The 10,116-nt window shown below is 66.9% G+C and carries 10 protein-coding genes and 1 pseudogene; 5 read left to right on the top strand and 6 right to left on the bottom strand.

The genetic code is table 11. The features are described from left to right. From VJ976_RS02355 to VJ976_RS02335, 5 genes are all read left to right on the top strand, one after another. Positions 1-382: cytochrome c oxidase subunit 3 (locus VJ976_RS02355; RefSeq protein WP_324098486.1), on the top strand; the 382-nt coding region annotated here is incomplete at its 5' end. 61 nt (positions 383-443) lie between these two features. Then, positions 444-1,247: a cytochrome c gene (locus VJ976_RS02350; RefSeq protein ID WP_324098485.1), complete on the top strand. Its 804-nt coding sequence runs from the start codon at positions 444-446 to the stop codon at positions 1,245-1,247. A 3-nt stretch (positions 1,248-1,250) separates the two neighbouring features. Beyond that, the gene (locus VJ976_RS02345) at positions 1,251-2,327 is read left to right on the top strand and encodes a ubiquinol-cytochrome c reductase iron-sulfur subunit (RefSeq protein ID WP_324098484.1); all 1,077 of its coding nucleotides are present in this window, start codon (positions 1,251-1,253) and stop codon (positions 2,325-2,327) included. Then, positions 2,327-4,108: a ubiquinol-cytochrome c reductase cytochrome b subunit gene (locus VJ976_RS02340; RefSeq protein ID WP_324098489.1), complete on the top strand. Its 1,782-nt coding sequence runs from the start codon at positions 2,327-2,329 to the stop codon at positions 4,106-4,108. Before VJ976_RS02345 ends, VJ976_RS02340 begins: the two co-directional genes overlap by 1 nt. 9 nt (positions 4,109-4,117) lie before the next feature. Further along, a complete protein-coding gene (locus VJ976_RS02335; RefSeq protein ID WP_324098483.1) occupies positions 4,118-4,468 on the top strand; it encodes a metallopeptidase family protein in 351 nt (116 codons plus the stop codon). Between the two features lie 600 nt (positions 4,469-5,068). Here VJ976_RS02335 and VJ976_RS02330 read toward each other — a convergent pair. The 6 genes and pseudogenes from VJ976_RS02330 to VJ976_RS02305 all read right to left on the bottom strand — a co-directional run. After that, entirely contained in the window at positions 5,069-5,470 is a 402-nt protein-coding gene (locus VJ976_RS02330; protein WP_324098482.1) for a cytochrome c oxidase subunit 4, read from the bottom strand. A gap of 18 nt (positions 5,471-5,488) precedes the next feature. Then, positions 5,489-7,270, bottom strand: coding sequence for a cytochrome c oxidase subunit I (gene ctaD / locus VJ976_RS02325; RefSeq protein WP_324098480.1), 1,782 nt, complete (start codon positions 7,268-7,270; stop codon positions 5,489-5,491). Further along, positions 7,270-8,106 carry a cytochrome c oxidase subunit II gene (gene coxB / locus VJ976_RS02320; protein ID WP_324098479.1) on the bottom strand — a complete coding sequence of 279 codons (837 nt, stop codon included), beginning with the start codon at positions 8,104-8,106 and terminating at the stop codon, positions 7,270-7,272. Before coxB ends, ctaD begins: the two co-directional genes overlap by 1 nt. A gap of 131 nt (positions 8,107-8,237) precedes the next feature. After that, complete coding sequence (gene aat / locus VJ976_RS02315) at positions 8,238-8,969, bottom strand: leucyl/phenylalanyl-tRNA--protein transferase (protein WP_324098478.1); 732 nt, start codon at positions 8,967-8,969, stop codon at positions 8,238-8,240. Then, on the bottom strand, positions 8,959-9,942 hold the full coding sequence (locus VJ976_RS02310) for a carbohydrate kinase family protein (RefSeq protein ID WP_324098477.1): 984 nt from the start codon (positions 9,940-9,942) through the stop codon (positions 8,959-8,961). Before VJ976_RS02310 ends, aat begins: the two co-directional genes overlap by 11 nt. 53 nt (positions 9,943-9,995) lie before the next feature. Further along, positions 9,996-10,116 (bottom strand): annotated as a pseudogene (locus VJ976_RS02305) (iron-sulfur cluster assembly accessory protein); the annotation flags it as partial.

Raw genomic sequence — 10,116 nt, 5'->3', positions numbered from 1 at the left:
CGCGGCCGAGCGCGGCCAGCCCAGCCGTACGGGCGGGATCATGGAGTTCGGCAAGTGGGGCATGCGCGAGTGGTACGTGCTGACCTACCTGTTCGGCGCCACCTTCATCGCCGGCCAGGTGCTGGAGTACGCCGAGCTGGTGCGCGAGGGCCTGACCCTCGCCTCCGACCCCTACGGTTCGGTGTTCTACATGACCACTGGGTTCCACGGGCTGCACGTGACCGGCGGCCTGATCGCGTTCCTGCTGATCATCGGACGCAGCTTCACCGCCAAGCGCTACACGCACGCCCAGGCGACCAGCGCGGTCGTCACGTCGTACTACTGGCACTTCGTCGACGTCGTGTGGGTCGCTCTCTTCCTCACGATCTACGTGCTGCAGTGATGCCACACCGATGCACGTCCGCCCGCACGGCCCGGCCGACCGCCCACGACAGGAGGCTCCAGTGAAGAGACTGCGCACCGGGCGCCGTAGCCCCCTCGCCGCCCTGATCGTGCTCATCCTGGGTCTGAGCGTGACCGGGACCGCCTACGCCGCGCTACAGCCGAAGGCCACCCCCGGCACGGCCTCGACCACGGTCTCCACGCAGGACCTGCAAGAAGGACGCAAGCTCTTCCTCGCGAACTGCGCCAGCTGCCACGGCACGGACGCGCAGGGCAACGACACCGCAGGTCCGTCGCTGGTCGGTGCGGGCGCGGCTGCCGTGGACTTCCAGGTTTCGACCGGTCGGATGCCGCTGGCTGCACCGGGAGTGCAGGCACCGGAGAACCGGGACGCAGTGGCCTTCAGCGACGAGGAGATCTCGGCGATGGCCGCCTATGTCGACTCCCTCGGCCCCGGCCCCGACGTGCCCAAGGCCGAGTACCTCGACGTGGAGAAGGCGAACATCGCCAACGGCGGAAAGATCTACCGGACCAACTGCGCGATGTGCCACAACTCCTCCGGTGCGGGCGGAGCGCTCACCCGCGGCAAATATGCGCCGAGCCTGATGAACGTGGAGCCGCAGCACATCTACGAGGCGATGCTGACCGGTCCCCAGTCGATGCCGGTGTTCAACGACGAGAACATCACCCCGGAGGAGAAGCGCGACGTGATCGCCTTCCTGAAGGACATCGAAGAGGGCAACAGCGCCTACGGCGGCCAGTCACTGGGCTCGCTGGGCCCAGCCGGCGACGCGATGTTCGTGTGGACCTTCGGCATCGGGCTGCTCATCGCGGTCGCGGTGTGGCTCGGGAAGAAGGCGGCGTAGCAGATGAGCGACAACACCCCCGCAAACACCAGTGGGCAGGCTGACCACAGCCCGGCCACCCAGGGTGACTCCAAGCTGCCGGAGCGGTTCGAGAACCCCGGTCTCCCCCCACACGTCCCGCGCCGTAGCGATGTGGATGTCAAAGCGGCCAAGCGGGCCGAGCGGCAGGTCGTCGCGTTGTTCACCCTGTCCGCTCTGGGCACCGTCGGCTTCGTCATCGCCTACCTGTTCATTCCCATGGACGCCCGCGGCTACGTCATCGGCATCGGAGAGATGGACCTCTACCACCTGGCGCTGGGGATCACGATGACCCTTTCGCTGGGCGGCATCGGTTTCGGTGCCGTGCACTGGGCCAAGACCCTGATGCCCGACGAAGAGGTCGTCGAGGAGCGCCACGAGCAGGCTTCCGACGAGGAGACCCGGGAAGGTGCGGCCGCTCATCTGCGCTCCGGGTGGAAGGAGTCGCAGCTGGGCCGACGCCCGCTCATCCTGCAGAGCGCCGCCGGCGCGCTGGGGCTGTTCGCGATCCCGTTGGTGCTTCAGCTCGGCGGCAGCCTCGGCCCGGCTCCGGGCCGGGCGCTGTACGACACCAACTGGAAGCAGGGTCTGCGGCTGTTGATCGATCCTTCCGGGGTGCCGGTCAAGGCCTCCGACGTCACGATCGGGTCGGTGTTCCACATCATGCCCGAGGGCTGGGTCGGCGAGGAGGCGCACGAGGAGCACACCGAGCACGAGATCATGGAGGCCAAGGCCGAGGACCAGGTCATCCTGGTGCGTCTCGACCCCGAGGTGGTTCAGAGCCAGAAGTCGCTGGACTGGGGCTACGAGGGCATCCTCGCCTACTCCAAGGTGTGCACGCACGTGGGTTGCCCAGTGGCGCTGTACGAGCAGCAGACCCACCACCTGCTGTGCCCCTGCCACCAGTCGACGTTCGATATGACCAACGACTGCGAGGTGATCTTCGGCCCGGCCGGCCGTCCCCTGCCGCAGCTGCCGATCACCGTCGACGCCGAGGGGTACCTCGTCGCCGACGACTCGTTCAAAGAACCCGTAGGACCAAGTTTTTGGGAGCGTGGATGATGTCCACCACATCGAGAGTCCCGCAAGGAGCCGGAGGCGTTCGCGCCGAGGAGGGCACGAGCACCGCCCCCGACCGCGCCGACGCCGAGCAGCCGCCGAGGCTGCCCAAGCCCGTGGTGTGGAGCGACGAACGTGTCGGCAGCGCCAAGGGCATGAAGTTCCTGCTGCGTAAGGTGTTCCCCGACCACTGGTCGTTCATGCTCGGCGAGGTCGCTATGTACTCCATGGTGATCTGCCTGATCACGGGAACCTTCCTCAGCTTCTGGTTCATCCCCAGCGTCGGCCCGGTGGAGTACGAGGGCTCCTTCGTCCCCCTCAAGGGCGTGACCATGAGTGAGGCCTACGCCTCGACGTTGCACATCTCCTTCGACATCCGGGGGGGCCTGCTGATCCGCCAGCTGCACCACTGGGCTGCGCTGCTGTTCATCGTGGGGATCTCGCTGCACATGGCTCGGGTCTTCTTCACCGGCGCCTTCCGCAAGCCGCGTGAGATCAACTGGGTCATCGGCACCGTTCTCTCGCTCCTGGCGATCATCGAGGGCTTCGCCGGCTACTCCCTGCCGGACGACCTGCTGTCGGGCACCGGCATCCGGGCGATGCAGGGCTTCATGCAGTCCGCACCGGTCATCGGCAGCTACATGACCTTCGCCGTGTTCGGCGGGCCCTTCCCGGGCGAGGACATCATCCCCCGCCTGTACATCGCCCACGTCCTCATCATCCCCGCGCTCTTGGTGGGCCTGTTCACCGCGCACATCCTGCTGGTGCTGCTGCACAAGCACACCCAGTACCCCGGGCCAGGACGGACCAACAACAACGTCGTCGGCTTCCCGCTGATGCCGGTGTACATGGCCAAGGCGGGTGGGTTCTTCTTCATCGTCTTCGGTATCACTGCGCTGATCTCCGCGCTGGTCCAGATCAACCCGGTCTGGGTCTACGGTCCCTACGACCCGACCCAGGTCACCGCGGGCTCTCAGCCGGACTTCTACATGTGGTTCTCCGACGGGGCGCTGCGGCTACTGCCGGGATGGCTGGAGTTCGAGCTGTTCGGCTACTCCTTCATCTTCAACATCTTCCTCGGGTCCCTCGTGCTGCTCCCTCTGGTGTGGCTCATCTGTGGCGTCTACCCGTTCGTCGAGTCCTGGGTGACCGGCGACAAGCGGGAACACCACCTGCTGGACCGTCCCCGCAACGCCCCGGTGCGCACCGCCGTCGGCAGCGCGGCGATCTCGATCTACCTGGTCCTGGCGCTGGCGTGCGTCAACGACATCCTGGCCATCAAGCTGGGCCTGTCCATCAACGACCTGACCATGTTGTTCCGCGCCCTGGTGTTCATCCTGCCGTTCATCACGTTCTTGGTGGTGAAGCGACTGTGCCTCAGCCTGCAGCGCGCCGATCGCGACCTCGTGCTGCACGGGACGGAGAGCGGCCGCATCGTGCGGACCCCAGAGGGCGAGTTCTACGAGGTCCATGAGCCGCTCGACCCCTACACCCGCTGGACGCTGGTGCAGCACGACCCGCAGTACCCGTTGGCGCTGGAGCAGGCCGCGGACATCGACGAGCACGGGGTCAGCAAGCCTCATCCGGTCGGCAACCGGCTGCGGCGGGCGCTGTCCGACTTCTACTTCCGTGACCAGCTCCAGCCGGTCACGCCGGCCGAGCTCGCGGCCGCGCACTCACACGGGGAGCACGACGCGATGGACACGCCGACACCGCAGCTCAGCGAGCCGGTCAACCCGGCACGCGACGAACCCGCGGCTCTCGAGGACAGCTCCTTGCGCTGAACCGGGCCCGTGCAGCACCTGGAGGCTGCGGAGTTCGATGATGTAGTCAGCGACGCCCTCGACTCGATCCCGGCCGAGCTGCTGGACATGCTGGACAATGTCGTAGTCGTCGTGCACGAGGAGCCGCCTGCCGAGAGCCCGGAGTTGTTGGGGGTCTACGAGGGGGTGCCGCTCACCGAACGGGATGCGGTATACGGCGGAGAGCTCCCCGACCGGATCGTCATCTTCCGTGGGCCCCTGGTTCGCATGTGTGCCGACCACGATGAGCTTCGCTCGGAGATCAGCGTGACCGTCCTGCACGAGATCGCGCACCACTTCGGCATCGACGACGAGCGCCTGCACGACTTGGGCTGGGGTTGAGGGCACACCGCTTTCCGAGCGTGAGGTGCCCGGCCGCTACCCCCAGCGCGAAATGTGACTGGATGGACGCCGAGCTGGGCCTGACGGCGCGGACGATCTCCGCGGGCCTTCGCCGTCACCACGTGCCCTCCCTGCATGAGTGCGACCCGCTGACCGTGCAGGTGATCCGCTCCAGTGAGACCACCGCCCTGCGCTACGAACGCGACCGCCCCAGCGACCTGATCCACATCGACGTCAAGAAGCTCGGCAAGGTCCCCGACGGCGGAGGATGGCGAGCACGCGGCCGGGCCCGCGAGAACCGCACCAGGCTCGGCTTCGACGACGTCCACGCCGAGTCGATGACCACTCACGCCCGGCCTACGCCGAGATCCCGCCCAACGAGCGGGGGACCACCTTCCGCAGTTCCTGGTCCGCGCCGGCGCGTTCTTCACCAGCCACGGCATCACCGACAGACAAGTCATCAGCGACAACGCGAAGAGCCGCACCCGCACCCGCGGCACTGGCACCCTGGTGCGCTACGACAACACCCCACGACGCCACTCAGCCCTCGGAGGACACCCTCGACCAGCCGACTGTCATGAACGTCCCTGCCGAGTACAGCTAGACGGCTTTCTCCCCGTGGAAGTACTCGAAGGTCCACCCGACGGTCGCGACGGCAGCGAACGGGGCGGCGATGACGAACAGCCACCAGCCCACCGCGACCCCGAGGAACAGGACGGCCGCGGACATGGCGAGCCACAGTGGCCACCACGAGTGCGGACTGAAGAACCCATACTCTCCGGACTGCTCGGCGATCTCACCTTGCAGGTTGTCCTCTGGTCGCATGTCCAGCCTGCGGGAGGTCAACCACAGGTAGAACGCCACGAAGCCACACAGAGCCGCCGTAAGCGCGATGCCCACGATGCCGACCCACTCCCCCAAGTCGGTGAAGTAGGCGTAGATGACCGTCATGAGGACGAAGAAGGGGACGAGGATGGCGAAGAGCCTGGTTTCCGCTTTCATCGAGCCAGCTCCTCGGTCTCAGTTGTCCGGATGGCCATGCTTGCCACCGTGCTCCGTGCCGACGCTGCCTTGAGGATCCGTGTCTGGCCCACCGATGAGCTCCTCCATGATGTTCTTGTCTGGTTCCGGAGACTCGATGGTCGCCACGTCCGGGTGATGCAGGTCGAACGCAGGACGCTCAGAGCGGATCCGCGGGATGGAGGCGAAGTTGTGTCTCGGCGGGGGACACGAGGTGGCCCACTCCAACGACATCCCGTAGCCCCACGGGTCGTCCACGTCGACCTTCGGGGTGTGGAACGACCTCCAGGCGTTGTACAGGAAGAACACGGTGGAGACACCGAGGATGAAGGAGAAGACCGTGGAGATCTGGTTCATCCAGGTGAAGTCGTCCTCGGGCAGATAGTCGGCGTACCGACGCGGCATGCCGTAGACGCCCAGCCAGTGCTGGATGAGGAAGGTGCCGTGGAAGCCGATGAACAGCGACCAGAAGTGGATCTTGCCGAGCCGCTCGTCCAACATGTGACCGGTGAACTTGGGCCACCAGAAGTAGAACCCGGCGAACATGGCGAAGACGACGGTGCCGAACACGACGTAGTGGAAGTGGGCCACCACGAAGTAGGAGTCGGACAGGTGGAAGTCGAGCGCTGGGCTGGCCAGGATGACGCCGGTCAGCCCGCCGAAGAGGAAGGTCACCAAGAACCCGATCGCCCAGATCATGGGGGTGCTGTAGACGATGGTGCCGCCCCACATGGTGCCGATCCAGTTGAAGAACTTCACCCCCGTCGGCACCGCGATGAGCATGGTCATCACCGCGAAGAACGGCAAGAGCACGGCCCCGGTGGCGTACATGTGGTGGGCCCAGACGCTGATCGACAGGGCCGCGATCGCGATGGTCGCGAACACCAGGGTCTTGTAGCCGAACAGGGGCTTGCGGCTGAAGACCGGCAGGACCTCGGAGATCAGCCCGAAGAAGGGCAGGGCGATGATGTAGACCTCAGGGTGGCCGAAGAACCAGAAGAGGTGCTGCCAGAGCATCGCACCGCCGTACTGCGGGTCGAAGATCTGCGCGCCCAGCATCCGGTCGGCCGCCATCCCGAACAGGGCTGCTGCCAGCACCGGGAAGACCATGATCACCAGCAGGGAGGTGATGAGGACTGTCCAAGTGAAGATGGGCATCCGGAACATCGTCATCCCGGGGGCCCGCATGCAGATGATGGTGGTGATGAAGTTCACCGACCCGAGGATGGTGCCGAACCCACCGAGGGCCAGGCCCATGACCCACAGGTCTCCCCCCAGGCCGGGGCTGTGCGCCGCGCCGGCCAGCGGCTGGTAGGCGAACCACCCGAACGAGGCGGCTCCGGTCGGGGTCAGGAAGCCGGCCGAGGCGATCAAGCCCCCGAACAGGTAGAGCCAGTAGGCGAACATGTTCAGCCGCGGGAAGGAGACGTCCGGTGCGCCGATCTGCAACGGCATCAGAGCGTTGGCGAAACCGGCGAACAACGGCGTCGCGAAGAGCAGCAGCATGATCGTGCCGTGCATCGTGAACATCTGGTTGTACTGCTCGGGGTTGGTCACCACCTGCAGCCCGGGCACGAACAGCTCGGCCCTGATCACCAGCGCCATCACCCCGCCGAGCAGGAAGAAGATGAACGAGGTGACGAAGTACAGGTTGCCGATCACCTTGTGGTCGGTCGTGGTGATGACCTTGACGAAGAGCCTGCCGTAGTGGGGCTTGGGAGGGCTGGCCTCCGGCCCGGTGTCAGAGGGGACGCGCGTCTCGGGTCCGACGATCGTGGCCATCAGTTACTCCCCTCCGGAAGCTTCTCGTCCTGGTCGATCTGCAAGGGGTAGCGGTTGAGGTCCTCGCCCAGCTGCCCGGTGTTGCCGGCCGCCTCCAGGTCGGCGATGGCCTGCTGGTACTCGCTCTGCGAGACGACCTCCACCTGGAACAGCATCTGCGAGTGGTAGGCGCCGCACAGCTCGGCGCACTTGCCCTGGAACGTGCCCTCTTCACTGGTTACGACCTGGAAGGTGTTGACCCGCCCGGGCACCATGTCGAGCTTCTTCAGGAACTGCGGCACCCAGAAGGAGTGGATGACGTCGCGCGAGGTGAGCACGAACTCGACGCGAGTGTCGACGGGGAGCACCAGGGTCGGCAGCTCGTCGACGACACCCGTCCCGCCCTCGTCCATGTTCGCCGGCTGCTCACCCTCGATGTACACGTTCTCGTTGACGTAGTTGAAGTCCCAGCTCCACATCTTGCCCGCGACGTTGACGACGACCTCCGGATCGTCCTCGGTGTCGAGCAGCTCGTTCTGCAGCTCGACGGTCTTGCCGAAGAGCACGGCCACCATGAGCAGCGGCACGACGGTGTAGAGGATCTCCAGCGGCACGTTGTAGCGGATCTGGGGCGGTAGAGGCTGGTCGGCGCTGCGTCGGCGGTAGGCGACCATGCACCACAGCGTGAGCCCCCACACCAGCACGCCGACCGCCAGGGCGGCGATCCAGGTGGCGTTCCAGAACTCGATGACCTGGGGCCCCTCGGTGGTGATCGCCTCCGGCATGAAACCGCGCTGCACGGTGGCCCCGCACCCGGACACCAGGACAGAGGCGACCAGCACGACGAGAACAGTCACCACGGCACGAGGGCGCCTGCGGCTGCCCTGCGGCCAGTCGTTCCGTCGTCGCACAGCACACCTCACAGTCGTTGGCCGGCCCATTCCTGGGTAGATGCTACCGCGCACCGCCTTCAGCGGGTCCAGTGGGCTCACGGTGTCGGCGGCCCCGCACCCGGCCACAGGTGAGCCGCCTCGGTCAGGTCGGGCAACAGCGCCAGGTAGGCCGCTCTGCTGATCTCGCGCGTGCCCAGCGTGGCGAGGTGTGCCGTGCACCACTGCACGTCAACGAGCCACGACGGGCTCGCCCGCTCCGGTGAGGGCGGGCAGGCCCGCTCCAGATGGTCCACCAGGGCGACGAGGGCGACCTTGGAGGCGTCCCGGCGCCGATGGAACATCGACTCCCCCGCGAACAACCCGCCGACGGCCACCCCGTACAGCCCACCCGCGAGCCCCTGGTCGTCGAAGACCTCGACGCTGTGCGCCCATCCCATCTCGTGCAGCCGTCGGTAGGCCCGCTCGAACGACGGGGTGATCCACCCCCCGGGGCGACTCGCGTCGGCACACCCGGAGACGACGTCGTCGAAGGCGGTGTCCACGCGGACCGTGAAGCGACGCCCCGACCGACGCAGAGAGCGGGAGACGTGCAGGTCACCGGGCAGGATGACCCCTCGCCGTTCGGGTGACCACCACCCCAGGGCAGATTGTCTGCCCTGGCCCACCCCCATCGGGAACAATCCCGCCCGGTAGGCGGCGAGCAGGGTTCCCGGCTCCAGGTCGGCACCCACCGCCACCAGATCCTCACCCACCACGGCCGCACGGGCGTCCAGCGCCCAGCGGCAGGGCGGTGGCTCGAGCGGCCTACCGGCCGGCTCAGCGATCACGACCGAGGTGGGGTTCGACCTCCTCCGCGGCCGCCGAGCCGTAGCAGTCCCGGAGCCGCCCCAGGAACGCGCCGCGGTCGAAGTCGTACTCCTGGGTGCCCACCGTGGCGAGCACGTAGGACGACACGGTGGACCCGAGCTGGGCGCACCGCTCGTGCGACAGCCCCCAGGCCAGACCGGACAGGAAGCCGGCGCGGAACCCGTCCCCCACCCCGGTGGGGTCGACCTTGGTCACCGGGCCGGCCGCGGCGACGTCGATCTGCTCCGCGTGGGCGCTGACCACGCTGCACCCGTCCTTGCCCTTGGTGATGACCCGGGTCCCGACCCGGCGCAGAATCTCCGCGGAGTCCCAGCCGGTCTTGCTCTCGGTCAGGGCCGCCTCGTAGTCGTTGGTGAACAGGTACGAGGCGCCGTCGACCAGGCGGCGGATCGAGGCGCCGTCCATGAAGGCGAGCTGCTGGGAGGGGTCGGCCGCGAAGGACAGGCCCCTCGAGCGACACTCGGCGCTGTGGCGCAGCATGGCCTGCGGGTCGTCCGGGCTGATCAGCACCAGCTCGAGCCCGCCGACCTGGTCCAGGATCGGCCCCAGCTCGATGTTGCGGGCCTCGCTCATGGCTCCCGCGTAGAAGCTGGCGATCTGCGCCATGTCCTCGTCGGTGTTGACGATGAACCTCGCCGTGTGCCGCACCTCGGAGACCAGAAGGTGGTCACAGTCCACGCCGTGTCGGCGCAGCCATGACTCGTAGGCCGCGAAGTCCTCACCCACGGCGCCGACCAGCACGGGCTGGTGGCCGAGCTTGGCCATACCGAAAGCGACGTTGGCCGCGATGCCGCCGCGGCGGACCTGGAGGTCTTCGACCAGGAAGGAAACCGAGATCTTGTGCAGCTCTTCGGGGACCAGAGAGTCAGCGAACCGCCCCTGGTAGGTCATGAGGTGGTCGGTCGCGATCGAACCGCAGATGGCGAACTTCATGCGCAGAACCTACGCCAGCGCCACCGGTTCAGCGACAACGCCAGGAGGTCCGGTCAGCTGAAGGAGTCACCACAGGCACACGAACTGCCCGCGTTGGGGTTGTCGATGGTGAACCCTTGCTTCTCGATGGTGTCCGCGAAGTCGATCGTCGCGCCGTCGAGGTAAGGAGCGCTC

The sequence above is a fragment of the Ornithinimicrobium sp. genome (assembly GCF_035267225.1).
Lineage (GTDB): Bacteria > Actinomycetota > Actinomycetes > Actinomycetales > Dermatophilaceae > Ornithinicoccus.
Note: the sequence above shows the minus strand (reverse complement) of the source record. Positions and strands in the feature narration are given on the sequence as shown.

Coding starts and splice junctions, on each gene's coding strand:
- VJ976_RS02345 (WP_324098484.1), top strand. CDS start 1,251: ATGAGCGACAACACCCCCGCAAACACCAGTGGGCAGGCTGACCACAGC.
- VJ976_RS02340 (WP_324098489.1), top strand. CDS start 2,327: ATGTCCACCACATCGAGAGTCCCGCAAGGAGCCGGAGGCGTTCGCGCC.
- VJ976_RS02330 (WP_324098482.1), bottom strand. CDS start 5,470: ATGAAAGCGGAAACCAGGCTCTTCGCCATCCTCGTCCCCTTCTTCGTC.
- ctaD (WP_324098480.1), bottom strand. CDS start 7,270: ATGGCCACGATCGTCGGACCCGAGACGCGCGTCCCCTCTGACACCGGG.
- VJ976_RS02310 (WP_324098477.1), bottom strand. CDS start 9,942: ATGAAGTTCGCCATCTGCGGTTCGATCGCGACCGACCACCTCATGACC.